Consider the following 25,967-nt stretch of genomic DNA (forward strand, 5'->3'; position numbering starts at 1 on the left):
ACCCGACGACGGGGACCGGACGACGCTTCGGCCACGGGTCAGAGCAGTGGCCAGGGAAACGGACGCTCCCCGTGCGGTTGGGGGAACGCCTCGAGGTCGCCCAGACGACGGAGGCGGTCGGCCAGCACCGCCACCTCCGGTGCGCTGAGCAGCCCGACCAGCCGCGGCAGCAGTCGCTCCTCGAGTTGCTCCGCCAACGCGGCCACCGCGGCGGTGAGGGCTGCGGGGACCGGCTCGCCGGCGAAGTGCCACCCGACGGTACGCAGCTTGAACTCGGTGGACAGCGAGACCCCGTGGTCGACCAGGCGGACCCTGGGTGCCACCGCGTCCGGCGGCGTGGGACTGGTTGGCTGCTCGAGCAGCACGTGTCCGCCCTTGCGGTCGGCGTTGTCGATGACGAGGTCGAACACGACCATCGTCATCAGCTGCCCGATCACGGCCGGTTCACCGTGCTCGAGCAACCAGAAGTAGTGCTGCTGCGGGTCGTGCGGGACGAACCGCTGGAGGCTGCCGATCCCGAACGGGCCGTCCTCGCGGCGGACGGTCGTCGGGACCAGGTCCCAGCCGAGCGCGTCGGAGATCTCGAAGGCGGCCACCTCGCGCGCATGGAGGGTCCCCGTCGGGAAGTCCCAGAGGGGCCGCTCGCCGCGTTGCGGCTTGTACACCGCCAGGTCGTCGGGGGCGAGGTCCTCGACGGCCGGCTCCCGCCCGAGGTCGGCGGCGATGGTCGCCAGATCGCGCGGGTCGCGGTCCCGCAGACGGACCAGGAGCGTGGCATTGGAGGCGTCGGCGAACTGCCCCACGGGCTCGAGCGGCGCCTCGAGCAGCCGGCGCCGCACCTCGTCGACAGGCGCGGGCGACTCGCACGCGGGGGCGTCGCCGTGGGGGTCCACGTCAGCGGGCGAGGCGCCCGTGACCGTTGGTCGACGGGCAGACGTGGGTGCCGTCGGCGGCCATCGGTCGGCCACACAGCTGACAACGGGGCCGGCCCTGCCCGACCAGTTCGTCGGCGTGGGCGGCCAACCGGCGCGCCTGGTCCTGGTTGCACCAGATGCGGACCTCGCGCGGTTCGGGCAGGTCGGTGAGCTCGGACTCGTCCTCGACGACCAGCAGCTCGGTGAACTCGAGGACGAAGGCGCCACCCTCGTCGTCGACGCCGACCCCCAGCTCACCTGCACGCCAGCGCGGATCGATCGGCTCGCGCAACGCCATGGCCGCCCGGTCCCAGTCCGTCGCCGGGCGGTCGTCGACGCGGGCGAGCAGTTGGGCGAGCAGGTCGCCGATGCCCGCGACCTGCTGCTTCTCGAGCACCAACGTCACGAGTTCCCGCTCGTCCTGCGCCTGCACGAAGAAGGTGCGGTTACCCGGTTCGCCGATGGTGCCGACGGTGACGTGATGCGGATCGGTGAGCTCGACGTCGATCACGGCCGACCCCCCTGCAGCGGACCAGCGGTGAGGTTGCAGGCGGCGACCACCGGTGCGTGCCCGTCCGCGAGGTGCAGCACGCTGGCGGACGCGGGTGAGACGACCAGCCGCTGGAAGGCGTCCAGCGGCATGCCGAGGAAGTGCGCGAGCAGGGCCTTGATCACGTCGGCGTGGCTGACGGCGACGACGGTCTCGTCGGCATGGTCGGCCGCCAGCGACTCGACGGCCTCGACGGCCCGCGCCTGCATCGCACGGATCGACTCGCCACCCGGGAAGGTCACGCGGGACGGGGTGTGCTGGATGACCGGCCACAGCTTGCGACGGCGCAACTGCCCGAGCGGCTTGTCCGTCCAGTCGCCGTAGTCGACCTCGCCGAGGTCGCGACGGGTGCGCACCCGGAGCCCGTGGGGACGTGCCACGAGCTTGGCGGTCTCCTGCGTGCGTTCGAGCGGCGAGGCGTACACGGCCGCGACGGGCAGCTCCGCGAGCAGCGCCGCCGTACGTTCCGCCTGGCCGACCCCGGCCGCGTCGAGGTGGACGCCGGGCGTCCAGCCGCCGAGGCGCTTCCCCGTCGCGGCGGTGGTGGCGTGCCGGACCAGGACGATCGTTGCCACGTGGTCTCCTCGGTGGTCACGTGGCAGCCGACGCTACTCGACCGGCCGGCGACGTCGGTGGGCCGGCCCGGTCGGGCGTCCGGCGGCGGGGGAAATCGATCGGCTGCAGGATGCAGAACACGTTGCCGCCGACCGGGGCGGTCAGCCGCCGCGCGGGCGGCGCGGTTCGGTGGCCGCACCGACGTGCGACTCGAGCCAGTCCGCGATCGGTCGGGCCGCACGCCACAGTCCGGTGATCCGGTCGTAGGCCGCGGCGGTGTGCATCCACGGCTCGATCGGCCACGCCCGGAGTCCCGCGAGACGCGTGTGCCGCAGCAAGGCGATGTTGGGGTGGTCGGCCGGATAGCCGCGCGGCGCACGCTTGAGCGCGCTGCCGGTCACCTCGATGCCCGCCGCCGTGACGCGGTCGACGATCCGGGCGAGCTCGCCGCCCCGACGGGCATCGGCGACGGCCTGACGGAACCGGTCGAGCTGGTCGCGCGACAGCTCCCAGTACCCGCAGCCGGCCCGCAGGCCGGTCGCGTTGAGCTCGGCGTAACAGCTCGCGCGGCCGGTGCCGTCGCGGAACGAGATGACGGCACCGCAGTGGGTCTTGTACGGCCGCTTGTCGTTGGAGAAGCGGACGTCACGGTTGGGGCGGAAGACCTTGCCGCTCCCCCAGCCGTCGTCGTCCGCTCGCGCGAGCAGCGACTCCATGGGGATCCGCACGGCGCGCTCGTAGACGTCGCGGTTGTCGTCGAACCAGGAGCGGTCGTTGTGGTCGTCGTCGGACAGCGCGGCATAGAAGGCGAACGCCTCGGGCGGGAACCCGGCGAAGGGCGCCAGTGAGGTCGCCATCGTCAGTACGCGCGGGCGAACACGACGCGTTTGCCGTAGGCCGACGCCTTGCCGCAACGGATGCAGGCCCCGATCTCGTCGTCCCCGTCCACCGGGATGCAGCGGGGGGTCGCCGCCGTCTGCGCCTTGATGTCGTCCTCGCAGGACTCCTCGCCGCAGTGCAGGGCATAGCCGAAGCCGACGGCGACCTGGGCCGAGAAGGCATCCCAGTCGTCCACGACAGCGCTGCGCTCGTCGCGGAAGCGCCGGGCACGTTGGAGGAGCTGGTCGTGGTAGGCGTCGAGCCGCTTGGGCACCGCGGCGACGAACTCGTCGAAGCCGAGCGCGTCCTTCACGGGACGGCCCTTCTCGTCCACCTCGCCGATGCGCTGGGCCATCAGCACCTGTCCCGCCTCGAGATCGCGGGGGCCGAGCTCGACGCGTAGCGGCACGCCCTTGAGCTCCCAGTCGTTGAACTTGAAGCCCGGTGAGGCGTCGCGATCGTCGACGTGTGCCCGGACGCCCGCGGCCGTGAGCGCGGCGGCGAGTTCGCGCGCCTTGGCGAGGGGGGCAGCGGCCTGGTCGCCGCGGCCGATGGGGACCAGAACGACCTGGATGGGGGCGAGCCGCGGCGGCAGGACCAGGCCCTGGTCGTCGCCGTGGGCGAGGATGACCGCGCCGATCATGCGCGTGGACATCCCCCACGAGGTCGTGTGGGCGTGCTGCAGGTCGTTGTTCTCGTCCTGGAACGTGATGTCGAACGCGGTCGCGAAGTTGGTGCCGAGGTAGTGCGAGGTGCCCGACTGCAGCGCCTTGCCGTCGACCATCATGCCTTCGATGGAGTAGGTGTTGACGGCGCCGGCGAAACGCTCGCCCGGGGTCTTCTCGCCCTTGACGACCGGGATGGCGGCGACGTTGTTGGCGAACTCGGCGTAGACGTCGAACATGCGCAGGGTCTCTTCACGCGCCTCGGCCTCGGTGGCGTGCGCGGTGTGCCCTTCCTGCCACAGGAACTCGGTCGTGCGCAGGAAGATGCGCGGACGCAGTTCCCAGCGGACGACGTTGGCCCACTGGTTGATCAGGATCGGCAGGTCGCGGTAGCTCGAGACCCACTTCGCGTACATCTCGCCGATGATGGTCTCGGAGGTCGGCCGCACGACCAGCGGCTCCTCGAGTTCCTTGCCGCCGGCGTGGGTGACGACGGCCAGCTCGGGCGAGAACCCCTCGACGTGCTCGGCCTCGCGTTCGAGGTAGGACATCGGGATGAACAGCGGGAACGAGGCGTTGACGTGCCCCGTGTCCTTGAACCGCTGGTCGAGTTGGGCCTGCAACAGCTCCCACACCCGGTAGCCGTACGGGCGGATGACCATCGAGCCCTTGGCCGGGCCACGGTCGGCCAGTTCGGCCTTGAAGACCAACTCGTTGTACCAGGCGGACACGTCCTCGCTCAGCGGGGTCACGCCGAGGTCGCTCTTCCTTGCAGCCATGGTTCGCACGCTCTTCGGTCGACCGGATCCTGCGGGGGGCCGAGGCTAGCGCCGTGCCGGCGCGGACCCCGACGGCTGCCGGCACGGCGCCGCGGGCGCGACGCCAGCGGGCGCGGCCGTCGTGGCCGCGCCCGCGCGTTCGCGTGTCACCCGGATGTCAGGCGTCCTCTTCGGCTTCGTCCTCGTCGGTGGCGACGTCGGCGTCACCGGGCTCGGACTGGGCGCCGCCCTCCTCGACGGGGCCGCCCTCGGGGGCCACGGCCCACCAGGTGCCGTTGAGGCCCTGACCGCGGACGTCCCCCTGGTCGGCGTCGGAGATGAAGTGGTACAGCGGGGCGCCGTCGTAGGTCACCTGGGTGCCGGTGCCGTCCCCACGGTCGGTGGTGCCGAGCAGCGACTCGTCGAGGTCACCGGAGACGGTCGGCTGGCCGTCGACGAGCAGCGGCTGCCACACCTGGGCGCAGTCGTTGAGGCAGTTGCTGGTGCCGTCCTCGTCGTTGGTCGACAGGTACAGCGTGCGGCCCTCGCCGTCGACGAGGTGGTCGCCGATGTCGGACGACGCGACGCCCAGTTCGACCGCACCGGCGCCGTCGGCGCCTTCGTCGGCCGTGGCGCCCTCGGCGCCCTCGTCGGTCGCGTCGTCGTCGGTCGCGTCGTCGTCTGCCGTGTCGGCGTCTGCCGTGTCGGCGTCGGCCTCGGTGTCGAGGTCGGTGTCGTCGGTGCCGGTCTCGGTCTCGGTGTCCTCGATGCCGGGATCCTGGGCGTCGTCGCCGGCGTCGCACGCCGCGAGGGCGAGGGCCGCGACCGCGGCAACGGGAAGGAAGCGGGAACGCAGCTTCACGGGCTCTCCTGGAGGGAAGGGTTGCTGGGGGAACCGCCAGGGTCCCCGGCCTCGCGCACCGACCCGCACACACCCCCGTACGACAGGACGCCGTACGAATCCGCCGCACGTTCGATAGACGTCGTACGTGACGACGGGAAGCGCCCCCCCGCTGGGGACCGCCGTCAGCCCACCTGCACGCCGCCCCAGAAGGCGATGTGGTCCCGGATGTGGGACGCCTTGGGCTTGGGATCGCGATAGGTCCAGGCCGCGGTGGAATTGGTCTGCCCGTCGACGACGACGTCGTAGTAGGACGCCGTTCCCTTCCAGGGACAGAACGTGGTCCGATCCACGGGTCGCAGCAGGGAGAAGTCGACGCTGTCCGGCGGGAAGTAGTGATTGCCCTCGACCATCACCGTGTCGGCGCTGTGCGCCAGCACCACGCCGTTCCAGGTGGCGCTCGGCATGCACCGCTCCTCTTCGCTCGTCGCCAGCGGCAGCGAGACTACGCCGGGCCCCCGTGGCGGACCCGCCCGATCAGCCGAGGCCCGCCCGGCTCAGCCGAGGCGCGCCCGGATCTCCTCGACGAACTCGGGGTAGCGACCGGCGGCCGCCGCCAGGACGACCGGGCCGGCCTCGGGCAGGTCGTTGCGTTCGAGCAGGAAGCGCACCATCTCGGTGGCCACCTGCACGGGCGGTACGCCGTGCAGACCGAGCCCGCGCCGGCTGTGGTGCGCCAGGGTCGCCTCGATCCGGCGTCCTCCACCGAGCAGCACCTGGAACTGCTCGGGTCCGGTCTGCAGCACCACCGGCTCGTCCACCCCGTCCCCCGTCCTGCTCAGTAGCCCAGGCGACCGAGCTGTTTCGGATCGCGCTGCCACTCCTTGGCCACGGTGACGTGCGTGGTCAGGTAGACCTTGGCTCCGAGCAGGACCTCGAGTTCCCTGCGGGCCGCCGTCGCCGCGGCCTTGAGGTTGGCGCCGCGCTTGCCGATGACGATCCCCTTCTGGCTGTCCCGCTCGACGTGGATCACCGCGTCGACCTCCAGCAGGTCCTCGCGCTCGTCGGAGGGACGGATCTCGTCGACGGTCACGGCGACCGAGTGCGGCAGCTCGTGCTTGAGGTCCGCGATCAGCTTCTCGCGCAGGATCTCGGCGGCCAGCTGGGCCTCGGGCTGGTCGGAGACGTAGCCGGCTCCGAACAGGCGGGGGCCCTCGTGCAGGTGGGACACGAGGACGTCGAGCAGCCGGTCGACGTTCTCGCCGGTCTCGGCCGACACGGGCACCATGTCGGCGAACTCGCGGTCCGGACCGAGCAGCCGCTGCAGGCGCTCGAGCTGCGGCAACAGGCTCGCCTTGTCCCGGACCAGGTCGACCTTGTTGGCCACCGCGACCACGGGTGTGCTGACGCCGGCCAGTTCACTGGCCAGGAACTCGTCGCCCTTGCCGATGCCGTCTGCGACGTCCACCAGGAAGCACACCGCGTCGACACCGGCCCAGGTGTCGCGGACCAGTTCGTTGAGACGGCGGGTCAACAGGGTGTGCGGCTTGGCGAGGCCCGGCGTGTCGAGGAAGACGAGTTGGGCGTCGGCGCGGGTGACGACCCCACGGATCGCGTTGCGGGTGGTCCCGGGGACTTGGGTGACGATCGCGACCTTCTCCCCCACCATCTGGTTGAGCAGCGTCGACTTGCCGACGTTGGGACGCCCGACCAGCGCGAGCAGCCCGGAGCGGTGCCCCTCGGGCAACGGCTCGTCGGCACCGGCGAGGATGGCCTGCAGGTCGAGCTCGCGGCCGCTCACGACTGGCCCTGGGACAGCCGCTGCGGCCCGAAGCCGTGTGGGAGCAGCTCGGTGATCAGTGTGACCAGCGGACGGCCGGCGTCGCCCGAGGAGTACACGGTCGCCTGGGGGCCGAACTCGAAGATGGTCTGGCGGCAGGCGCCGCAGGGCGTGCAGGGATCGTCGCCGTCGCCCACGACGGCGACCGCGACGATCGGGCGGCGCACGCCGGCGCTGAGCATCGTCGCGATGGCGCTCTGCTCGGCGCAGGTCGTCATGCGGTACGACGCGTTCTCGACGTTGACGCCCTCGAAGACCTGTCCGTCGTCGGTGACGATCACGGCCCCGACCCGGAAGTGCGAGTAAGGCGCGTAGGCCCGTGCGCGTACGGCCCGGGCGCGACGCAGCAGGTCGGCCTCGTCGTAGGTGGCGCCCCGGGGGCGGGGGTCGGACTTCATGCGAGCGCACTCCTGGCGTCGGCTCGGACACACCTGGGACGCGTCCGGGCGGGGTCCCAGACTACGGCGTCAGGTCACCGGCGGACTCGGCCGCTTCCTCGTCGGCACCGACGCGGCTCACCAGCACCTTGCCGACCCGCCGACCCTGGACCCGCTCCACCGTGATGCACAGGCCCTCGAGCTCGAGCCGCTCGCCCTCGACGGGGACGCGCCCGAGCGTGCCGAACACCAGGCCGCCCACGGTGTCCCACCCTTCCTCGGGCAGGTCCGCGTCGAGCAGCTCGTTGAGGTCGTCGACCCCCAGCCGTGCATCGATCCGCATGACGTCGTCGTCGAGCAGTTCGACCAGCGGCTCCTCGTGGTCGTGCTCGTCCACGATCTCGCCGACGATCTCCTCGAGGATGTCCTCGATGGTGACCAGTCCGACCGTCTCGCCGTACTCGTCGACGACGATGGCGAGGTGGACGGTCGCCTCCTGCAGTTCGCGCAGGAGTTCGTCGCAACGTTTCGTCTCGGGGACGAAGGTCGGTCGGCGTACCAGGTCGCCCCACCGCTCACGTCGTCGTTCGGTGGCGACCCGCCGCAACAGGTCCTTCGCGTAGACGACCCCGACGATCGTGTCGGCGTCCTCGGGATCGTGGACCGGCACCCGTGAGTAGCCGCCCTCGAGCACGACCCGCACGATCTCGGTGAGCGGGGCGTTCTCGGGCACGGTCACCATGTCCGGCCGCGGCACCATGATCTCGCGCACGATGGTGTCGGCAAGCTCGAAGATCGACCGGATCATCGCCCGCTCCTCGGGCTCGAGCTCCTCGTCCTGCTCCTCCTCGTCGGCATCGAGTTGGCGCAACTCGTCGTCGGTGGCGTAGGGCCCCGACACCTCATGACGTCGCGGTACCACCGCGCGGCCAAGCGAGACGGCGGCGCGGGCGACGGGATCCAGTACGCGCACGAGTGCCGAGGCCGGCCCGGACAGGCGCAGGCCCGTGGACTCGAGGTGGCGCAGGACGATGGTCCTGGGCGCGACCTCACCGAGCACGAGCACCACGACCACGGCCACGACCAGCGCCACCCCTGCACCCGTGCCGTTGGCGACCTGCCAGCCCGCGAGGACGGCGCAGGCGCCGAGGAGCATGCGGACCGCGACCCCCAGGACGAGCAGCACGTTGAGGCTCGTGACGCGGTGCTCGGTCAGCCACAGCAGCTTGCGCGCGCCGCGGCGGTCCTCTTCCGCCAGGCGCAGGGCGCGGACCACGTTGAGCCGGTCGATCACCGTCTCGAGCGCGGCGAGGAGCGCGGTCAACAGCAGGAGCACGGCGCCGGCGACCAGCAGCGGCGGCAGCGGAACGTTCACCCCTCGGCCGCGTACGAGGCCAGCAGGTCGTCGGTGAGGCCGAACATGGCGCGTTCCTCGTCCGGGTCGGCGTGGTCCATGCCGAGCAGGTGCAGGATGCCGTGCACCGTCAGCAGCCGGATCTCCTCGGCGGGTGTGCGCCCGAGACCGGCGGCCTGGGCGTGCGCGACCGCTGGACACACGACGACGTCCCCGAGCACGGCCGGCGCGTCCGGCGGCGCCTCGCCGGGCGCGTCGATCGGGAACGCGAGCACGTCGGTGGTGCCGTCCTTGCCCATGTGCTGGGCGTTGAGGCCCGCGATGGTGGTCTCGTCCACCAGCAGCAGTGCCAGCTCCATGTCCTCGGGCACCCGCTGCGCCCGAAGCACGTGACGGGCCAACGCCACGAGGTCGTCGGCGTCGACGTCGAGGTCCTGCTCGTCGGCGAGGAAGACGGCCACGTCAGTCCTCGCGCCGGTTGGCGTCGCGATCGCGCTTCCGGGCCTCCTCGGCCTCCTCCTGGGCCTGGTCCCACTCGGCGTACGCCTCGACGATGCGCTGCACGATGTGATGGCGGACCACGTCACCCGCACGCAGGTGGGCGAACGAGACCCCTTCGATGCCGTCGAGGATCTCGCCGACGATGCGCAGACCCGAACGCTTTCCCGACGGCAGGTCGACCTGGCTGACGTCGCCGGTGACCACGGCCTTGGAGTTGAACCCGATGCGGGTCAGGAACATCTTCATCTGTTCAGCGGTGGTGTTCTGGGCCTCGTCGAGCACGATGAAGGCGTCGTTGAGCGTGTTGTGGGTGAGGATGAGGTCCTCGGTCACGTACAACGAGTCGCTCGCGGCCACCCGGATGCAGACGGCGTCCTCGACGCCGTCCGGTTCGATCGCTTCGATGAAGCGTGCCGGTGCGACGCCACGGGCGGCCGTGTACGCGGCGCGCTTGCCGGCGTCGCGGAACGGCTCGACGCCTGCGGGCAGGCGGATCTCGAGGATCGTCGCCTCGCCGCCGGGCCGTGGGTGCGCGACGCCGCCCAGCGAACCGACCAGGAACCGCACGTCGTCGGCCAACGGCGCCGTGTCGGCCGTGTACCGGATCCGGCACGAGCGCCCGCACCGCTCCACCCGGCCACCGTCGCCGTCGAGCAGACCCTGCAGCGTGGCGAGCCGCACGTCGGCGGCGTTGAAACGGTAGACCTCCGCCACGGACCCCGTGGCGACCGCGTGTCGCACCTCGTCGGGCAGCCGCGGAGCGCCCCCGCCGACCGCCGCCGGCTCCGGGGCCGACATCGCCGCCTGCCCGCCGACGAGGAGGCCGAACGCGTAGGGGTCCATCGGGACGTCCCGTCTCGCGAACTCGACGGGCGCACGCAGCAGCGGCAGTGCGTCACGGTGGCGACCGCGGCCGAGCCGGTCGACGAGTTCGCGGGTCTCGAGCACGCGGGGTGCCCGGTCACGCCACCGGTCGGTGCGCGTGGCGACCGCCCACAGGTGATCGGCCGTGCACCGGGTCGACGCGCCGTCGCGGGTGGTGAGCCGGAAGATGTCCTGCTCACCCTGCGGGAAGGTCCCAAGCACCGTCGTCGGCCGCCCGTTCGAGCCGACCACTTCGTCACCGACGTCGAGGTCACCGATCGGACGCCACCCACGCGGCGTCAGCACCCGTTCGCTGACCGGCTGGGCGCGACCACGCATGTAGGCCAGGGGGGCCACCTCGATGGTGCCGCGGTCGACGTGGTTGATCAGTTCCTCGGCCTCCATCATGTCGTGGAGGGCATCCCACAGCGGCTTGAGGTAGGGGTCGATCTTCTCGTGGAGCGTGCCGGGCAGGAACCCGAGCCGCTCCCCCGCCTCGACCGCCGGACGGGTCAGGATGAGGCGGTTGACCTGCTTGGCGCGTAGCGCCTGGACCGCCGCGCCCATCGCGAGGTAGGTCTTGCCCGTCCCCGCGGGCCCGATGCCGAAGGTGACCGTGCTGGCCTTGATGGCATCGAGGTAGCGCTTCTGGCCCAGCGTCTTGGGGCGGATCGTGCGACCGCGATGGGTGATCAGGGCCTCGGACAGCACGTCGGAGGGGCGCTCGCCCTCGTCCGCGCGGATCATCCGGATGGTCTGACGGACCAGCGCCTTGTCGAGCAGCTGGCCGCGACCGAGCAGCAGCACGAGTTCCTCGAACATGCGCGAGACCCGGGCCGTCTCCGTGGGGTCGCTGGCGTGGATCGTGATCTCGTTGCCGCGGACATGGATCTCGGCACTGAACGCGTTCTCGATCAGCTTGAGCAGTTCGTCGTTGGTCCCGAGCAGCGAGACCATGGCGTGCTCACCGGGGACGAGCACCTTGACGCTGTCCGCTGGCACGGCGGCCGTGCGGTGGTCGCCGAGCGGCGACGGTGTGCTGCTCACGAAGGGTCTTTGGCTCCTGGATCGACGTCGCCGGACATGCGGGTGGCGGTCGGCGCAGCCTACCCCTCAGCGCACGAGCCCGGCGGCGGCCAGCCGGGCCCGCAGGGCCACTGCGGTGGTGTCCATCACGGCCGCGAGGGTCTCGATGTCGGCGGCACGGACGCTGAGGACCTGGCCGTTGTAGTCACCGCGGCGCGCCTTGATGGCGTCGGCGTAGCGGACCAGGAGCTCCTCGGCCTCGCGCTGGTGCTCGAGGGCGACCAGATCGAGCATCACGGCGTCCGCGTCGAAGTCGGCGGCGTTCGCCAGACGCCGCTCGGCGGCCCGCGGCTCCGGGAGCAGCTCGGCCACGGGAACCCGGAAGAACTGCGCCATCGCGTGCAGGCGGGTGATCGACACCGCCCGCTCGCCCCGCTCGTAGGCGCCGAGGACGCTCGCCTTGAGATCGCCGCCGCTGCGGGCCTCGACGTCGTGCAGGGACAGGTCCTGCTGCTGCCGGACGCTACGCAGTCGCTCGCCCAACGCCACCGCGTAGGGCTCGTCGAGCGTCACCGCACCCTCGACTGCGCCGGACATCGTCATCCATCCCACCGTCACCACGTCACCACGGAACGCTAGCAAGCACGACGACCGAAAAACGGGGCATATGCCCCCTATTCCGGCGGGGACGCGTTGGAACTAGGTCGCGGCGTCCCAACGGCCGGTGAGGGCGTTGAGCAGCGCCAGGCCGGCGGCAGCGGCGTGTTCGGTCCGCAGCACCGCGGGGCCGAGACCGACCGGCTGTGCTCCGCCGGCGACCAGCTCGTCGACCTCCTCGTCGGTCCAGCCTCCCTCGGGCCCGATCGCCAGGACGATCTCGGCGACATCGGCGAGCCGGACGGCGGTGCGGTGCAGCGGCGCCCCGCCCGGATGCGCCACCAGGATCTCCGCCCGCCGCGCCACGATCGCCGACGTGCCGACCACCGGTTCCACCCGGGGCCGGTAGGGACGACGCGACTGTTCGGCGGCGGAACGCGCGACCGCCTGCCAGCGCGCGAGCACCTTGTCGGCCTTGCCCTCGAGCTTGGCGACGCTGCGCGCTGCGCCGACCGGAACGACGGCGTCGCAGCCGAGCTCGGTGGTCATGCGCACCACCTCGTCGAACTTGCGCCCTCGCGCCAGCGCCTGCGCGACGACCAGCCGCGGACGCGGCGGCGGCTCGGTGACGGCCGCACCGACCAGCCGTGCCCCCGATTCCTCGAGCCGGGCCGGTGCATGCGACCCGGCACCGTCCGCGAGATGGCACCGCGCACCGGGGCCGAGACGCAGCACGGTGCGAAGATGTCGGTGCGCCTCGACGTCGAGCGCGACCTCGTCGCCCTCGCCACGACCGGCGAGCACGACGTCGACGTGGACGTAGGGCACCAGGCTCATCGGCGTCGCGTTCTCAGCGGAACGCCTCGCGCAGACGCGTGAAGAGGCCACGGCCGTCCGCGGCCAACGGCTCGCCGCGCAGCTCGGCGAGCCGCGCCAGCAGCTCGCGCTGTTCGCCGTCGAGGTCGGTCGGCACCTCGACGCGTACGACGAGGCGCAGGTCGCCACGCCGGCCACTGGCGGAGCTCGGCAAGCCCGCTCGGCGGACGAAGAGTTCCTGACCCGTCTGCGTGCCGGCGGGGACGGTGACCTCGGCCACGCTGCCGTCGACGGTCGGCACGGTCACGGTGCCACCGAGCGCCGCCTGGGTGACGGGAACGTTGATCTCGGCCACGAGGTCACGACCGTCACGCTCGAACCACTCGTGCCGCCGCAGCCGCACCTCGACGTAGAGGTCACCGGGGGGCGCGCCCTGCCGTCCGGCCTCGCCGGCCCCGCTGACGCGCAACCGGTCCCCCTCCTCGACACCGGCCGGGACGTCGACGCCGAGGGTCCGTCGCTGGGTGCGCCGTCCCTCGCCCCCACAGCCGGTGCAGGGGTCGCCCACCTGGCGTCCGCTGCCCTCGCAGGCCGAGCACGGTGCCGCGGTGGCCAGCTGCCCGAACGCGGTGCGAACGACACGCTGGACCTGACCGGCGCCGCCGCAGGTCCCGCACGCCGACGGCGGACGTCCCGACGCCGAACCCGATCCTCCGCACTGGTCGCAGGCGGAGGCCACCTCCACCTCGACCTCACGGCGGACGCCGGTGACGACGTCCTCGAGGGTCAGCTCGACGCCCACCAGCACGTCGCGTCCCGGCGTGGTGCGCTGGCGCCCGCCGCCCGAGGGCTGGCCCCCGAACGCGGAGCCGAAGAACGCGTCGATGACGTCGCCGATCCCGCCGAAGCCGCCCTGTCCGAAGCCGAATGGGTCCTGGCCCGCGCCGCGCCCCTGCGGGGTGCCGTCGTCACCGAACCGGTCGTAACGGGCGCGCTTCTGGGGTTCGGAGAGCACCTGGTAGGCGTGGGTGATCTGCTTGAAGGTCTCTTCGTCGCCGCCGGCGTCCGGGTGGTGCTGACGTGCCTGGCGGCGGTAGGCGCGTTTGATGTCCTCGGGCGACGCATCACGCGGCACCCCGAGCAGTTCGTAGAGGTCGGGCACGGCTCTGTCGACTCGTCTCGGAGAAGAAGCGGAAAAAGGGTGGCTGCGGCGCCCGAGGGCACCGCGGGCGTCACTGCGACAGGTCGGTCAGGGACGCCTGGAGCTGGTCCGCGACGGCGCGGACGGTGGCCAGCACGCTCGCATAGTCCATACGCGTCGGGCCGAGCACGCCCAGGGATCCAGCCGTCACGAGGCGGTAGCGCTGCGCCACCAGCGACGTCGAACGCAGGTCCTCGACCTCGTTCTCGCCGCCGATCCGGACGGTCGGCTGGTCGTTCTCGGTGCTCTGGTGCAACAACCGTGCCAGCGTGGCACGTTCCTCGAGCAGTTGGAGGACCCGCGACAGCTGGTCGCGTTCGAACGCCTCCTCGCCGGCGAGCGAGGCCTGGCCGCCGACGAAGACGTGGTGCACGGTGTCGTCGGCGAGATCGTCCGCGGTGGCATCGGCGAGCGCCCGCATGACCTCGCGCAGGTCGGGAGGCGCGTCCTCGCTGATGGCGGCGAGCACGGCGTGTACGTCAGCGAGGCGGCGGCCGCGGACCTGCTCGCCCAGCACGGCGCGGACACGGTCGAGGTCGGCCTCGGTCGTCCCGGGCGGCACCTCGACCGAGCGCTTCTCGACCCGGCCGGTGTCCCCGACCAGCAGCAACAGGGCCGAGCTCGGACCGAGGCCGACCAGCTCGACCAACTTGAGACGCGACGCGTCGAGGGCGGGTGCGATCACGAGCGACACCAGCCGGGTGAGCTGCGAGAGCACCGACGTGGTGCGCGCGAGCAGCTCCTCGACGTCACGCGCCGAGCCGAGCAGTTCACCGATCAGCTCACGTCGCTGGTCGTCGAGGTCCGAACGGTCCGCGAGGTCGTCGACGAACCGGCGGTACCCGCGGTCGGTGGGCACGCGGCCCGCCGAGGTGTGGGGTTGGCGGATGTAGCCGAGCTCCTCGAGCGCGGCCATCTCGTTGCGCACCGTCGCAGCGGACACCGACAGGTGCGCCGCCTCGACGACCCGCTTGGAGCCGACGGGCTCCCCGCTGGAGACGTACTCGGTGACGATGGCGCGCAGGATCGCGAGCTTGCGCTCGTCCAGGGGCGGTGCCGTGTCCGGCGCCGCGTCGGCCTCGGCGCGTCCGGGCACCTGGACCTGGATCCGCAGCGGTTCGACGTGTTGATCACGCATCGGTCCACCTCCTCGGGTCCGTCGGCCGCGTCAGACCTCGAGGGTAGCCCGCTGGCAGTCGCCGACCGAGGGTGCCAGACCCGGGATCGCGGTCGACCGCTCCCCCGCTCGGGCCACCACGCCCACCGGACGAGCGTTGGGGGTCGATCCGCGTGCGAGCGGCGGGCGTGACCTAGGGTTCGAGGAGAACGCACGAGGAGATCCAGCGTGTCCCACGACTACGCCGCCAGCGGCAACCCCCCGCCGGCGATCCCGCCGCAGGAGCGCGATCCTCGGCCGACGGGTGAGGTCGTCAAGTCCCTGACGGCGAACGCGCAGGAACTGCTGCGCAAGGAGATCGAGCTCGCCAAGCTCGAGATCTCCGAGATCCTCGTGGCTCGGGTCACCGCGGTCGCGATGTTCGCCGGCGCCGGCGTGGTGGGGCTGTTCATCCTCGGCTTCGTCGGCGTGACGGGGGCGAAGGCGCTCGATCTGGTCCTGCCCGAGTGGGCCGCCTGGCTGATCGTCACCGCCGTCTACATCCTGATCGCGGCGATCCTGGCCATGATCGGCAAGCGCAAGTTGACGAAGCCGTCGAGTTCGCCGGATCGCACCAAGGCGTCCGTGGAGGAAACCGTGGCGTGGGCGAAGAAGCGGGTGCAGCCATGAGTGCCGGAGACGCCGCACAGCGCGTGAAGCAGCAGGTGAAGGAGGGCGTCGCCAAGGCCCAGCACGAGTTCGAGGCCGCCAAGTCCGAGGCGAAGCGCGTGAACGAGCGGGCCAAGCTGCCGCCGGCCGAGGACGCCGACCAGGCCGCACAGCAGGTCCGCGACCTGCGCGCCCGCATGGACCGCGACATCGCCACGCTCGAGGCCCGGATCCCGCCACGCGACACGGTGCTCGGCCAGGCGCGGGCCGTCGGCGGCGCCGTGGTCGGTGGGCTGGCGCTGCTCGGCACCGTGGCCACCCTGCGGCAGCAGCGCAAGGAGAAGAAGGCGTTCGAGGAGGAGGCCGACAAGGTCGCCCGCGCCATCGCCCGGCACCTGCCCGCCGCGGTCGCCGAGGTGTCCCCACCGATTCGGCCGCGGGTGATCGAGGTCGACGACGGGGGCGGCCACACCGGACGCACACTCGCCATCCTCGCGTTGCTCGCCTCGGCCGCGTTCGCCATCTGGACGCAGGTGCGCGACCGCGACGGGGAAGCCGACATCTGGGGCCCGCCGCCCGCGCCGACGGCTCCGGTCGAACCTCCCGCGCCCGGGGTGCCGCCGTCGCCCGAGGTGACCTCGCCGATGCCGTCGACGGCACCGACCTCGAACACCGACGACCTCTTCGGCAACCGGCCACCCGCACCGTGACCCCGGAGGGACCCGTCCCGGTCGTCGCCGACGACCGTCACCGGCGTCACGACCCGCCGTTCGAGCTCAATGCCGGCCAGCCTGTCGCACCGGTCTGGGAGCGGCCCGCACGGCTGGATGCGATCCGGACCGCGCTCGCCGAAGCCGGCCACCCCGTCGTCGCACCGCGCGCCTTCGACGACGCCCCGCTGCTCGAGGTCCACGACCCGGACCTGGTCGCGTTCCTGCACAAGGGGTACGCCGCGTGGCGGGAGGCCGGTGGTCCCGAGGTGATGATCGCCGACACCTTCCGCCACCCCCGCATGGGCGGTGGCGGACGTCGATCCGCCTCGCCGTACGCGCAGCTCGGATGGTGGTGCTTCGACACCGCAACACCGCTGGTCGCCGGCTCCTACGACGCCGCCCGCGCAGCCGTGGACATCGCCCTCAGCGCGGCGGCGATGGTCGCCGAGGGCGCGCCGGCGGTGTACGGGCTGACCCGCCCGCCGGGGCACCATGCCGGCGCCGACTACTTCGGCGGGTTCTGCGTGTTCAACCACGCGGCCGTCGCGGCCAGGTGGCTGACCCGGGGCGGCCGGGTCACCGTTCTCGATCTCGACGTCCACCACGGCAACGGCACGCAGGACATCTTCTGGCGCGACCCGTCGGTCCAGTACGTGTCACTGCACGGCGATCCCGACCACCTGTATCCGTTCTTCACCGGCTTCGCCGAGGAGGTCGGCGAGGGGTCGGGACGGGGAACCACACACAACCTCCCGCTGGGCGAGGGCACCGGTGACGACGCCTACCTCGACGCGCTCGACGTCGCGCTCGAGGCGATCACCGCGTTCGAACCGACGACGCTGGTGGTCTCGCTCGGACTCGACACCACGGCCGAGGACCCGATCGGGTCCCTGGCGCTGACCGCCGCGGCCTATCCCCGCATCGGCGCGGCGCTGGCGGCGCTCGGCCTGCCCACCGTCGTGCTGCAGGAGGGCGGCTACGCCATCGACCGGCTCGGCCCCAGCGCCGCTGCACTGCTGGCGCCACTCGGCGGCTGAGCCGTGCGACGGTGCTGGCTGCTGGTGCACAGCCCCATCGTGGGGCCCGACACCTGGGAGCCGGTCGCGGCGCTGCTGCGCGCCGCAGGTGACGAGGTCGTGGTCCCGGCCCTGCGCATGGGCGACCAGCCGCCGTTCGCGGTTCGGCACGTCGAGGACGCGACGTCGTGCCCGCTGCCCGCCCGCTGCCGACCGGTCGTGGTCGCGCACAGCGGCGCGGGCGGGCTGGTCGCCGCCATCGGCCGGAGGCTGCGTGCGCAGGACGCCCCGGCGGCCGCCTACGTCCTGGCCGACGCCGGCGTCCCTGCCGTGGCGCCGACGAGCCGGTTGCAGCAACTGCGCGAGGAGGTACCGGCGTTGGCCGCGCAGCTCGAGCAGATCTTCGCCTCCGGCGGCCGGTTTCCGGACTGGGCCGACGCGCAGCTGGCGCCGCTGGTGCCCGACCCCGGGCGGCGGGCGCGGCTGATCCAGGGTCTGCAACCGGCACCGGCCGGGTACTGGACGGAGCCCCTGCCGCTCACGCCCGACTGGCCCGACGCGCCGGGTGCAGTCGTCCTCTTCAGTGGCAGCTACGAACCGACCGCCCGGTTCGCAGAGGACCGCGGCTGGCCGTTGCGTCGCCTGGCCGACGACAACCACTTCCTGCCGCTCGTCGACCCCGCGGTCGTCGCCGCGACGCTGACGGAGTTGGCGGACCACCTCCTCGCCTGACCACGTGCCGTCGAACGACACCACACGAGCGGGGAACGGTTCAGCGGACGACACGCCTGGTCACGACGCCGGGCAGCATCCCGCTGTCGAGCAGGCGGTCGACCAGCGGCGCGAGCGCCGCCTCCAACGGGGCCGTCATCGCGGCGCCCAACGCCAGCCACGGCGGCGTGGCCAGCGCGTCCGTGCGCCGCTCGATCTGAGCGTGCAGGTCGCGGCCGTGTTCGGTGGGCCGGCCATCCCCGTCGAGCAGGCCACGGTCGGCCAACCGTCGCACCGCGGCGTCCCACTCCGGATCGGTCCAGCCGCGTCGCGGTGAGAGGATGTGTCGCAACTTCTCGCCGTCCCCCCGGGGCAGCAGGTGCGACTCGATGCCGTCGATGGCGGCGGTGACCAGGCATGCGACGTGGCCGTCGCCGCGTGACTCGCGGACCCGGGTCGCGGCCTCCCACAGCACAAGATGCGGCTCGTCGGGCCAGGGCACGGTGGCGCGCGCGGCCGCCATGGGCCGACCGGCCGTCGGATGCAGTTCGGCGACCTGGCGCGCCAGCTCGGCAGCCCGACGGACCTCGGTCTCCAGGCCGTCGCAGAACGGCGCGAGCGTCCGCCCGACGGCGTCGCGCGTGGCGTGCACGACCTCGTCCGGCCGCGCCCAGTCCCATGCGGCCGGCAGCACCTCAGCGAGCGCCCGGGGCGAGAAACCGTAGAAGGCGGCCGCGGCCAACTCGGGTCCGACGGCGCCCGAGGGCCCGATCCGCGCCGCGGCGTACGACATCAGCCCGGGTTCGAGACCGACCCGCGCCTGGGCGTCGGCGACGATCGGCGAGAAGTACACGACGGCGTGCACGACCTCGAGTCGTGCCCAGGCGCGGTGGGCGGCGGCCGCCTGGTCGTCGGTGATTCCCAGAGCCGTCGTCACGTCGTCCATCTCCCACTCCCGGATCGAACCTGGCCGGCACGCTAGCCGTACCCTCCGCCCGTCCCCCGGCCAGCCAGGACCCCCGTGAGCCGTCCCACCCGCACCGAGGCGTTGCGGCTGTTGCAGCTGCAGGCGACGGCCGACGGTGACGCCATCAAGCGGGCGTACCGCCGGCTCGCCAGGGAGCACCACCCCGACCGTGGTGGCGACACCGCGACCTTCCACCGGTTGCAGCAGGCCTACGAGCGCCTGGTCGACGACGGCGACGACATCCCGGCCATCGTTCCCGGCCGCCCGTCCCGTCCGCACGCCGGCTACCGCGACCCGACCCGAGCGGACCTGGGCAGCATCGACTGGCGGGCCGAGCCCGGCACGGGCGAGCGGCGCCTCGACCGGAACGAGGTCGCCGTCTGGCTCGTCGGCGACCACACCGGGCCGGTCCGGCCCCTGCACGCGACCAGCCGGGCTCCGGGGTCGCGGGCCAACGGCCTGGCACGGATGCTCGCCAGCGATCTCACGGCGCATCTGCGTATCGCCGGCGGCCTGGACGACCGGGGACGCGAGGTCGTGGTCGTCGAGGTCCGCGGTTCCACCCGCAAGGCACGCAAGGCGTTGGACGGCGCCCGGCTGGCCGGCGTGTGGCAGCGGACGCGCACCTCGAGTTCCACGGGGCTGCGCAGCGAGCTCGAACCCAGCGAGGATCGGCGAGCGACGGCGGTGCGGTCGGTGGAGCGCCTCGAAGCGCTGCTGGACGCGCTCGCGTGGCCGCTGGAGGCGTGGACGCGGACGGCGGGCGGCGCCTGACGCGCCGGCGCGGCTCTCAGGCGAGCAGTCGGCCGACGTCGAAGGCCATCACGACCGCGAGCAGGACGAGCACGATCACGGCGAACACGGTGTAGCCCCACCGGCCGCTCCAGTCGGCCTGCCACACCCGGCGGAGGCTCACGATCGCCATCACGCCGGCGACAGCGGACAGCAGCAACGACAGCGGTGTCGCCAGGATGCCGATGCCGCTGATGATGGGCGCCATGGCGGGGATGACGGCGTAGGTGATCACACACCGGACGGCCGAGATGACCAGCGAGCCCTTCATCGGCATGAGCGCCCGCGGTTCGGCGTTGTCCACCCGCAGCACGGCACGCGCGACCCGCTCGGCCGTCGACCGACGCTGGGGGGATTCGACCTGGGTGGTCACGCGGGCTCCTGTCGGACCGTCACCTCGCCGACGGCCGGCGCCGAGGATATGGCCTGGGCGGCCGCGCCGAGGACACCAGCCCAGTCACCGAGAGCGGCGGTGACGATGCGCGGCGCCCGCGAGGTCAAGCCGTCCAGTGCCCGTGTCACGGCGTCGAGCACCTCCAGCCGCGAGCCGATGCCACCGCCGAGCACCAGCAGTGCAGGATCGAGCACGGCGACCAGAGCCATCGCGCCGATGGCGACGTCGGCGGCCCATCGGTCGAGCGTCTCCGACGCGAGCGGGTCGCCGTCACGGACGGCGTCGCACAACACTTCGGCCCCGTCCCACGCCCCCACGGTCGCGGCCCGTGCACGCAGCCCTGCGGTGCCGACGGCCGCCTCGAACCAGGCACCGTCACGGCCGGCCGCGGGACCCGGCAGGGGCAGATCGGCGATCTCACCGGCCGCCCCCGAGACGCCACGGAGCAGCCGGCCTCCGCTGACGATTCCCGCGCCCGCTCCGGTGCCCAGCGACAACAGCACGACGTCGTCGACGCCGCGCGCGGCGCCCTGCCACCGCTCGCCCACGAGGGCGAGCGCGACGTCGTTGTCCACGACGACCGGCCGGCCCAGCGCTTGCGCGAGCTCCGCCGCGACGTCGCGACCGGCCAGCCCCGGGATGTTGGGTGCCAGGGCGGCACGTCCCGACGTGGGCGTCACCGCCGCCGGGATGCCGACCCCGATCCCGGCGATGCCCGGCCATCGGTCACCGGCGACCGCCTCGACCAGTTGGGCGATCTGCGCCAGGGCGGCGTCCGCACTCGTGGCGTCGGTCGCGGCCTTCGTGCGGGCGAGCAGCCTGCCGTCGTGGGCGACCAGGCCGACGCGCACGCTGGTGCCGCCGAGGTCGACCCCGACGACGGCGACCTCAGCGTGACGGGACACTGCGCGGGTCCCAGGTCCCCTGCGCCACGCGGGGCACGAAGTCGGTCACGTCCGCCTTCGTGAGGTCCACGGTCTCGCCCAGCTCGGCCGACAGGTACGACGCCATCAGGAGTTCGGTCACCACGAGGCCGTCCCTGACGCTCTCGCGGGGCAGCTCGCCCCGCCTGAACGCCTGCACCATGTGCCGGTTCTCGTCGGTGTAGCCGTACGTGAGCGCCTCGTCCTCGATCAACGGCATCAGGCCCTGTTCGGCGTTCTGCTTCTCGACGAGATCCTCCCCCTCTTCGCCCTGCAGGGCGCGCGAGAGGAAGATCTTCGCCGGGGTGTCGAGGGTGTTGAGCGCCATCGAGTACTCCGGGCCGAGCATCTCGAACGACAGCCGCAGACCGGCGCCCACGAAGCTCCACGAGGTGCTCGCCTCGGCGATCACCAGGTCCCCGTCGCCGTTCTCGAAGGTGACCGTCGCGCGGGCGTAGTCCTCAGCCGGGTGGCGGCGGTAGTCGACCTCGCCGGGATAGCGCTGCGCCAACTCGTCGGCATAACGCGGGCGGCTCCACTTGAGCCCGGCGATGCTGGCGCTGACGGCGATCGGCTTGAGCCAGTCCGCCTTCGGCGTCCCCGGCGGGCTCAGCAGGTGGCGACCCGCCTCGATCGAGTGGCACATCATGTCGGACAGCACCCCGCCGCCCTGGTGCCGGCCGTCCCAGAACCAGCCGCGGTGCGGGCCGGAGTGCTCCTCGGCGCTGCGGGCCAGGTAGGGCGCACCGGCGACCGAGGCGCCGCGGGCCCAGACGATCTCCTGGGCCCGGGTGAGACCGGGCGCGAACACCTGGTTCTCGAGGTAGCCGCCGAGGATGCCTGCCCCCTCGAGGGCGTCGACCACCCGCTTGGCCTCGGCGTAGGTGCGCGCGAGCGGCTTCTCGATCGCCATGCCGATCAACTCGGCCCGGCCGGCCGCGACCTCCTCGCAGATCGCCTCGACCATCTCGACACGCACGTGGTTGGGTGCGGTCATCCAGATCGCCTGCACGCGCGGGTCGCGGACGAGTTCCCGCACGTCGTCGGTCGTGGTGGGATCACCGACGTCGAGTGCACGGCAGCGGTCCGCCAGTGCCCGTGCCGTGTCGGCGTTGCGGCTCTGGATCGCGACGATGTCCGCGCCGCGGACCCCGACCCAGCTCTGGACGTGGAAGTTGCCGATGAATCCGCTGCCGACGATGCCGACACCCAAGTTCGTCACGATGGACCTCCGAGGAGACGTTGGCGGCGCAGGGGCTCGCCGGATGCTGTCACGAGCGCAGCCGGCGTTGCCGGCCGTAGAGCGAGAGCAGGACGATCAGAATGACGCCGTTGACGACCTGTCGACCCGCGGGCTCCATGCGCAGGGCGGTCAGCAGGCTGTTGAGCGTCTGCAGGACGACCGCGCCGATCGCGGTGCCCGCGTAGCCGCCGACACCGCCGGCCAGGGTGGTGCCGCCGATCACCACGGCCGCGATGCTCGGGAGCATGTAGCCGTCGGCGAGGCTGATGGACACCGTGCCGCTGTAGCCCAGCAGCATGATGCCGCCCACGGCGGCGAACAGGCTCGACGTCGTGTAGACGGCGACGAGGTTGGGACGCACGTTCACCGCGGAGAAGTACGCGGCGTCGCGGTTGGCGCCCAGGGCGTAGATCCGCCGCCCGAAGGTCGTGCGCCGCAGGAGCACGACGACCAGCACGCCGACGGCGAGCCACAGCCACACCGAGCCACGGATCCCACCGAACGTGCGCGCGTTGACGATCCCCGCCAGTCCGGGTGCCGCGCGACCCTCCGGTTGTCCCCCCGAGTACAGCCGGATGACGCCTTCGACGACGCCGATCATGCCGAGGGTCATCACCAGCGGCGGGATCCGCAGGTAGGCGACGCCGATGCCGTTGAGCATGCCGATCACGGCGCACGCCACCAGCGCGGCCACGATGCCGAACCACAACCGCTCGTCGCTGCCGCCGGTGACCTGGGCGACCACGATCGCAGCGAGGGTGGCCACCTTGCCGACCGACAGGTCGATGCCCTCCCCGCCGGCGAGGATCACGATGGTCTGGCCAGCCGCGATGACGCCGAGGAACGCCGCGACGCGCAGGGTGTTCATCACCGACCCGTACGAGGCGAAGCCGGGGGCGACGAGTTGGCCGACGACGAACAACAGCACGGCGACGCCGGCGGCGAGCACGACCGGTTGGCGCAGGATGCGCAGCAGTGGCTGCCCACGCTGGGCGCCGCCGTCACGGTCGCTGGTGTCTGGCGGGCGCAGGTCGGTGCTCATCGGCCCCTCCTCCGCTCGGACCACAACCCGGCCAGCGCGAGTGCACCGATCACGAGCAGACCGTCGATCAACTGGCGCGCGTTCGTCGGCGGGCGCAGGGAGACGACGATGGTGTTGAGCAACTGCAGGACGAGGACCCCGACCAGCGAGCCGCCCGCCCCGCCCGCTCCCCCGGAGAGCCGCGTGCCACCGATGACCAGCGCCGCGACCGAGGCGAGGGTGAGGCCCCCACCGGCCAGCGCGTCACCCGAGCCGCTGTTGGCCAGGGTCGCGAACGCCGCCAGGCCGGCGAAGAGCCCACCGAGGACGTACGTCGCGACCTGCGTGCGCACCACCTCGACCCCGCTGGCGTAGGCGGCCTGCTCGTCGCCGCCGACGGCGTAGATGTGGCGCATCAGCCGGGTGCGCTTGAGCACGATCCAGAGGAGCGCGAGCGCGAGGATCAACAGGGCGGCGTTGGGAACGCCGAGCACGTCGCCGCGATAGCCGCGCACGACGCCTTCGGGCATCCGCGGAGCCGCGACGCCGGACGCCGCGGACGGCGGGAGGACATACAGGGCCAGGCCCGCCCAGACGAAGCTGGTGGCGAAGGTGGCGATGATGGGTTGGAGCCGCACCACCGCCACCAGGATCCCGTTGACGAGCCCGCACGCGGCGCCGACGGCGAGACCGGCGAGCAGGGCGCCGGGGAGCCCGATCGGCTCGACGAGCGAGACCGTGACGACGCTGGACAGCCCGACGACCGTGCCGATGGACAGGTCGATGCCACGACCGAGGACGATGATGGTCTGTCCGACGGCGACCGCAGCCAACGGCACGGCGCTCGCGAACACCGACCGCAGGTTGAACGCGGTGAGGAAGTTGGGGCTGACCACGAGGTTCACGCCCAGCGTGATCGCCAGCAGCACGAACGCGGTCGCCGTGGGCAGGCGGCCCTGCAGCAACCACTCGACGCCTCGCGCCGGAAGCGCTCGGTGCGGCGGCTCGCTGCGGGTCGTCGGGGTCGCGGACGGCTCGCTCATCGGCGCTCCTGCCCGTCCGAGGTCATCGCTGCCGGAGCCACGTGCAGCGAGGCCGTCACCAGGCGGTCCCGGGTGAGCTCCTCTCGCGGCAGCTCGGCGACCACCCGGCCCTCGAACAGCACCAGCACCCGGTCACTGAGCCCGAGCAGTTCCTCGTCGTCGCTCGAGTTGAGCAGCACGCTGACCCCCTGCGTCGTCAGGGTCGCGATGACTTCGTAGAGCTCCTGCTTCGCGCCGACGTCGATGCCCTTGGTCGGGTCGTCGAGCAGCACGACCCTCGGCTGATCGACGAGCCACTTGCCGACGACGACCTTCTGCTGGTTCCCGCCCGAGAGGGTCGCGACGGGATCGTCGAGGGATCCGATCTTGATACGCAGGCGTTCGACCGCGCCCGCGGCCGCCGCGCGCTCGCGTCGCGGCGAGAGCAGACCACGACCCAGCGCTCGGGTGCGGGCGGTCGGCAGGGTGAGGTTCTCCGCGATCGACCGCACGCTGAACAGGCCCTCGCGGCCGCGGTTGCCCGGGACGAATGCGATGCCGGCTCGGACGGCTTGCGCCGGTCGATGGAGACGCAGCGGGTCGCCGTCGAGGCGGATGTGCCCGCCGCGGTGGCGGACGGCGCCGAAGAGAGCGGCGAGGAGCTCCGACTGTCCCTGGCCCTGCAGGCCCCCCAGGCCGAGCACCTCGCCGGCGTGCAGTTCGAGGGAGACGCCGTGCAGTCCGGCCGTCTGCAGCTCGTCGACGGCCAGCACGACCGGTCGCGCGCCGACCTCACGGGTCGTCGGACCGTCGGTCCCCGCGCGGTCCCTGACCTGCTCGACCGCGCCCTGGGCGCTGCCCACCATGAGCTCGACCAGCTGCGCGTCGGTGGTCGTGGCCAGCTCGACGCTGCCGGCGGTCACGCCGTTGCGCAGCACCGTGGCACGGTCGCAGATCTCGAAGATCTCGCCCATGCGGTGCGAGGTGAACACGACCAGGACCCCGTCGTCGCGCAGTTCCCGCACCACCTCGAACAGGACGTCGACCTGGGCCCGGTACAGCGACGCCGTCGCCTCGTCGAGGATGAGCACGCGCGGCCCTCGGGCCAGTGCCTTGGCGATCTCGACGATCTGCTGCTCGCCGGGCGAGAGCACCCGGACGGGACGGTCCAGCGGCAGGCGTCCGTCGACGAACGCGTCGCGAAAGCGGTCGAGCACCCCCAGCGCCCGCTGACGCACCGCCCGCGGGCGCAGGAAACCGGCCCGGGTCGCTTCGGCGCCGAGCGCGACGTTGGCCGCGACGGTGAGATCGGGGACCAGGCTCAGCTCCTGGTAGACCGCCACGATGCCGTGGGCGTACGCCTCCTGGGGGCCGGCGATCCGCAGCGGTTCGCCGTCGAGGGAGATGGTGGCGCGGTCGGGGGCCACGACACCGGTGAGGACCTTGTTGAGCGTGCTCTTCCCGGAACCGTTCGCGCCCAGCAGCGCATGCACCTCGCCGCGGTCGGCGGCGAGCTCGGCACCACGCAGCGCGAGCACACCGCCGTAGCGTTTGTGCACGTCGCGCAGTTCGAGGAAGGACACCGGGCCACCTGCTCGTGGTGGTCCGTGGGGGCCGCGTTGGACACCGCGGCCCCCACGGGGGGTTGGGACGGGATGGCGG

The 25,967-nt window shown here is 72.5% G+C and carries 29 protein-coding genes; 5 read left to right on the forward strand and 24 right to left on the reverse strand.

What is annotated here, in order from left to right:
- Nucleotides 1-38: 38 nt before the first annotated feature.
- From ACERMF_RS16475 to hrcA, 17 genes are all read right to left on the reverse strand, one after another.
- Nucleotides 39-839: an SCO1664 family protein gene (locus ACERMF_RS16475; protein ID WP_373670239.1), complete on the reverse strand. Its 801-nt coding sequence runs from the start codon at nt 837-839 to the stop codon at nt 39-41.
- A gap of 55 nt (nt 840-894) precedes the next feature.
- On the reverse strand, nt 895-1,425 hold the full coding sequence (locus ACERMF_RS16480) for a DUF3090 family protein (protein WP_373670240.1): 531 nt from the start codon (nt 1,423-1,425) through the stop codon (nt 895-897).
- Nucleotides 1,422-2,039, reverse strand: a complete 618-nt coding sequence (locus ACERMF_RS16485) for an MSMEG_4193 family putative phosphomutase (protein WP_373670241.1) — start codon at nt 2,037-2,039, stop codon at nt 1,422-1,424. The genes ACERMF_RS16480 and ACERMF_RS16485 overlap by 4 nt, the downstream gene beginning before the upstream one ends.
- A 141-nt stretch (nt 2,040-2,180) precedes the next feature.
- Nucleotides 2,181-2,876 (reverse strand): DUF2461 domain-containing protein, encoded by a 696-nt coding sequence (locus tag ACERMF_RS16490; RefSeq protein WP_373670242.1) that lies wholly within the window; start codon nt 2,874-2,876, stop codon nt 2,181-2,183.
- 2 nt (nt 2,877-2,878) lie between these two features.
- Nucleotides 2,879-4,342, reverse strand: coding sequence for a proline--tRNA ligase (gene proS, locus ACERMF_RS16495; RefSeq protein WP_373670243.1), 1,464 nt, complete (start codon nt 4,340-4,342; stop codon nt 2,879-2,881).
- Nucleotides 4,343-4,499: 157 nt separating this feature from the next.
- Nucleotides 4,500-5,183: a hypothetical protein gene (locus ACERMF_RS16500; protein ID WP_373670244.1), complete on the reverse strand. Its 684-nt coding sequence runs from the start codon at nt 5,181-5,183 to the stop codon at nt 4,500-4,502.
- A gap of 164 nt (nt 5,184-5,347) precedes the next feature.
- Nucleotides 5,348-5,629, reverse strand: coding sequence for a DUF427 domain-containing protein (locus ACERMF_RS16505; protein ID WP_373670245.1), 282 nt, complete (start codon nt 5,627-5,629; stop codon nt 5,348-5,350).
- Nucleotides 5,630-5,719: 90 nt separating this feature from the next.
- The gene (locus tag ACERMF_RS16510; protein WP_373670246.1) at nt 5,720-5,983 is read right to left on the reverse strand and encodes a hypothetical protein; all 264 of its coding nucleotides are present in this window, start codon (nt 5,981-5,983) and stop codon (nt 5,720-5,722) included.
- A gap of 17 nt (nt 5,984-6,000) precedes the next feature.
- Nucleotides 6,001-6,963, reverse strand: a complete 963-nt coding sequence (gene era / locus ACERMF_RS16515; RefSeq protein WP_373670247.1) for a GTPase Era — start codon at nt 6,961-6,963, stop codon at nt 6,001-6,003.
- A complete protein-coding gene (cdd, locus tag ACERMF_RS16520) occupies nt 6,960-7,400 on the reverse strand; it encodes a cytidine deaminase (RefSeq protein WP_373670248.1) in 441 nt (146 codons plus the stop codon). Before cdd ends, era begins: the two co-directional genes overlap by 4 nt.
- A 61-nt stretch (nt 7,401-7,461) precedes the next feature.
- Complete coding sequence (locus ACERMF_RS16525; protein ID WP_373670249.1) at nt 7,462-8,754, reverse strand: hemolysin family protein; 1,293 nt, start codon at nt 8,752-8,754, stop codon at nt 7,462-7,464.
- Nucleotides 8,751-9,194: an rRNA maturation RNase YbeY gene (gene ybeY / locus ACERMF_RS16530; RefSeq protein ID WP_373670250.1), complete on the reverse strand. Its 444-nt coding sequence runs from the start codon at nt 9,192-9,194 to the stop codon at nt 8,751-8,753. Before ybeY ends, ACERMF_RS16525 begins: the two co-directional genes overlap by 4 nt.
- A 1-nt stretch (nt 9,195) precedes the next feature.
- Nucleotides 9,196-11,145, reverse strand: coding sequence for a PhoH family protein (locus ACERMF_RS16535; RefSeq protein ID WP_373670251.1), 1,950 nt, complete (start codon nt 11,143-11,145; stop codon nt 9,196-9,198).
- Nucleotides 11,146-11,211: 66 nt separating this feature from the next.
- Nucleotides 11,212-11,721, reverse strand: coding sequence for a helix-turn-helix domain-containing protein (locus ACERMF_RS16540; RefSeq protein ID WP_373670252.1), 510 nt, complete (start codon nt 11,719-11,721; stop codon nt 11,212-11,214).
- A 102-nt stretch (nt 11,722-11,823) separates the two neighbouring features.
- Entirely contained in the window at nt 11,824-12,558 is a 735-nt protein-coding gene (locus ACERMF_RS16545; protein WP_373670253.1) for a 16S rRNA (uracil(1498)-N(3))-methyltransferase, read from the reverse strand.
- Nucleotides 12,559-12,571: 13 nt separating this feature from the next.
- On the reverse strand, nt 12,572-13,699 hold the full coding sequence (gene dnaJ, locus ACERMF_RS16550) for a molecular chaperone DnaJ (RefSeq protein ID WP_373670254.1): 1,128 nt from the start codon (nt 13,697-13,699) through the stop codon (nt 12,572-12,574).
- 70 nt (nt 13,700-13,769) lie between these two features.
- Nucleotides 13,770-14,876 carry a heat-inducible transcriptional repressor HrcA gene (hrcA, locus tag ACERMF_RS16555; protein WP_373670255.1) on the reverse strand — a complete coding sequence of 369 codons (1,107 nt, stop codon included), beginning with the start codon at nt 14,874-14,876 and terminating at the stop codon, nt 13,770-13,772.
- Between the two features lie 207 nt (nt 14,877-15,083).
- Between hrcA and ACERMF_RS16560 the strand changes: the two genes are divergently transcribed.
- Genes ACERMF_RS16560 through ACERMF_RS16575 form a run of 4 tightly spaced genes read left to right on the forward strand, consistent with a single transcriptional unit; the run spans nt 15,084 to nt 17,964 of the window.
- Entirely contained in the window at nt 15,084-15,524 is a 441-nt protein-coding gene (locus tag ACERMF_RS16560; protein WP_373670256.1) for a phage holin family protein, read from the forward strand.
- Nucleotides 15,521-16,213, forward strand: a complete 693-nt coding sequence (locus ACERMF_RS16565) for a hypothetical protein (protein WP_373670257.1) — start codon at nt 15,521-15,523, stop codon at nt 16,211-16,213. Before ACERMF_RS16560 ends, ACERMF_RS16565 begins: the two co-directional genes overlap by 4 nt.
- Nucleotides 16,210-17,253, forward strand: a complete 1,044-nt coding sequence (locus tag ACERMF_RS16570) for a histone deacetylase family protein (RefSeq protein ID WP_373670258.1) — start codon at nt 16,210-16,212, stop codon at nt 17,251-17,253. The genes ACERMF_RS16565 and ACERMF_RS16570 overlap by 4 nt, the downstream gene beginning before the upstream one ends.
- Before the next feature lie 24 nt (nt 17,254-17,277).
- Entirely contained in the window at nt 17,278-17,964 is a 687-nt protein-coding gene (locus ACERMF_RS16575; RefSeq protein WP_373670259.1) for a hypothetical protein, read from the forward strand.
- A 40-nt stretch (nt 17,965-18,004) separates the two neighbouring features.
- Here the strand turns inward: ACERMF_RS16575 and ACERMF_RS16580 are convergent, their stop codons facing one another.
- Nucleotides 18,005-18,889 (reverse strand): hypothetical protein, encoded by an 885-nt coding sequence (locus tag ACERMF_RS16580; RefSeq protein WP_373670260.1) that lies wholly within the window; start codon nt 18,887-18,889, stop codon nt 18,005-18,007.
- A gap of 75 nt (nt 18,890-18,964) precedes the next feature.
- Here ACERMF_RS16580 and ACERMF_RS16585 point away from each other — a divergent pair, with 75 nt between their 5' ends.
- On the forward strand, nt 18,965-19,684 hold the full coding sequence (locus ACERMF_RS16585) for a J domain-containing protein (protein WP_373670261.1): 720 nt from the start codon (nt 18,965-18,967) through the stop codon (nt 19,682-19,684).
- Between the two features lie 16 nt (nt 19,685-19,700).
- Here the strand turns inward: ACERMF_RS16585 and ACERMF_RS16590 are convergent, their stop codons facing one another.
- From ACERMF_RS16590 to ACERMF_RS16615, 6 genes are read right to left on the reverse strand one after another with little or no spacing between them, the layout of a single operon-like run.
- Nucleotides 19,701-20,075: a hypothetical protein gene (locus tag ACERMF_RS16590; RefSeq protein ID WP_373670262.1), complete on the reverse strand. Its 375-nt coding sequence runs from the start codon at nt 20,073-20,075 to the stop codon at nt 19,701-19,703.
- Complete coding sequence (locus ACERMF_RS16595) at nt 20,072-21,001, reverse strand: ROK family protein (protein ID WP_373670263.1); 930 nt, start codon at nt 20,999-21,001, stop codon at nt 20,072-20,074. The genes ACERMF_RS16590 and ACERMF_RS16595 overlap by 4 nt, the downstream gene beginning before the upstream one ends.
- The gene (locus tag ACERMF_RS16600) at nt 20,985-22,244 is read right to left on the reverse strand and encodes a Gfo/Idh/MocA family protein (RefSeq protein WP_373670299.1); all 1,260 of its coding nucleotides are present in this window, start codon (nt 22,242-22,244) and stop codon (nt 20,985-20,987) included. Before ACERMF_RS16600 ends, ACERMF_RS16595 begins: the two co-directional genes overlap by 17 nt.
- Before the next feature lie 46 nt (nt 22,245-22,290).
- The gene (locus tag ACERMF_RS16605; protein ID WP_373670264.1) at nt 22,291-23,304 is read right to left on the reverse strand and encodes an ABC transporter permease; all 1,014 of its coding nucleotides are present in this window, start codon (nt 23,302-23,304) and stop codon (nt 22,291-22,293) included.
- Nucleotides 23,301-24,326 (reverse strand): ABC transporter permease, encoded by a 1,026-nt coding sequence (locus ACERMF_RS16610; RefSeq protein WP_373670265.1) that lies wholly within the window; start codon nt 24,324-24,326, stop codon nt 23,301-23,303. Before ACERMF_RS16610 ends, ACERMF_RS16605 begins: the two co-directional genes overlap by 4 nt.
- A complete protein-coding gene (locus ACERMF_RS16615) occupies nt 24,323-25,888 on the reverse strand; it encodes a sugar ABC transporter ATP-binding protein (RefSeq protein ID WP_373670266.1) in 1,566 nt (521 codons plus the stop codon). The genes ACERMF_RS16610 and ACERMF_RS16615 overlap by 4 nt, the downstream gene beginning before the upstream one ends.
- Nucleotides 25,889-25,967 lie beyond the last annotated feature (79 nt).

Source organism: Egicoccus sp. AB-alg6-2 (assembly GCF_041821025.1).
In the GTDB taxonomy this organism is placed as follows: domain Bacteria; phylum Actinomycetota; class Nitriliruptoria; order Nitriliruptorales; family Nitriliruptoraceae; genus Egicoccus.

Excerpts from the sequence above, each read along its gene's own strand:
- cdd (WP_373670248.1), bottom strand. The coding sequence starts at position 7,400 with ATGAAGTCCGACCCCCGCCCCCGGGGCGCCACCTACGACGAGGCCGAC.
- proS (WP_373670243.1), bottom strand. The coding sequence starts at position 4,342 with ATGGCTGCAAGGAAGAGCGACCTCGGCGTGACCCCGCTGAGCGAGGAC.
- ACERMF_RS16610 (WP_373670265.1), bottom strand. The coding sequence starts at position 24,326 with ATGAGCGAGCCGTCCGCGACCCCGACGACCCGCAGCGAGCCGCCGCAC.
- ACERMF_RS16580 (WP_373670260.1), bottom strand. The coding sequence starts at position 18,889 with ATGGACGACGTGACGACGGCTCTGGGAATCACCGACGACCAGGCGGCC.
- hrcA (WP_373670255.1), bottom strand. The coding sequence starts at position 14,876 with ATGCGTGATCAACACGTCGAACCGCTGCGGATCCAGGTCCAGGTGCCC.
- ACERMF_RS16505 (WP_373670245.1), bottom strand. The coding sequence starts at position 5,629 with ATGCCGAGCGCCACCTGGAACGGCGTGGTGCTGGCGCACAGCGCCGAC.
- ACERMF_RS16540 (WP_373670252.1), bottom strand. The coding sequence starts at position 11,721 with ATGTCCGGCGCAGTCGAGGGTGCGGTGACGCTCGACGAGCCCTACGCG.
- ACERMF_RS16565 (WP_373670257.1), top strand. The coding sequence starts at position 15,521 with ATGAGTGCCGGAGACGCCGCACAGCGCGTGAAGCAGCAGGTGAAGGAG.
- ACERMF_RS16490 (WP_373670242.1), bottom strand. The coding sequence starts at position 2,876 with ATGGCGACCTCACTGGCGCCCTTCGCCGGGTTCCCGCCCGAGGCGTTC.
- ACERMF_RS16545 (WP_373670253.1), bottom strand. The coding sequence starts at position 12,558 with ATGAGCCTGGTGCCCTACGTCCACGTCGACGTCGTGCTCGCCGGTCGT.
- ACERMF_RS16605 (WP_373670264.1), bottom strand. The coding sequence starts at position 23,304 with ATGAGCACCGACCTGCGCCCGCCAGACACCAGCGACCGTGACGGCGGC.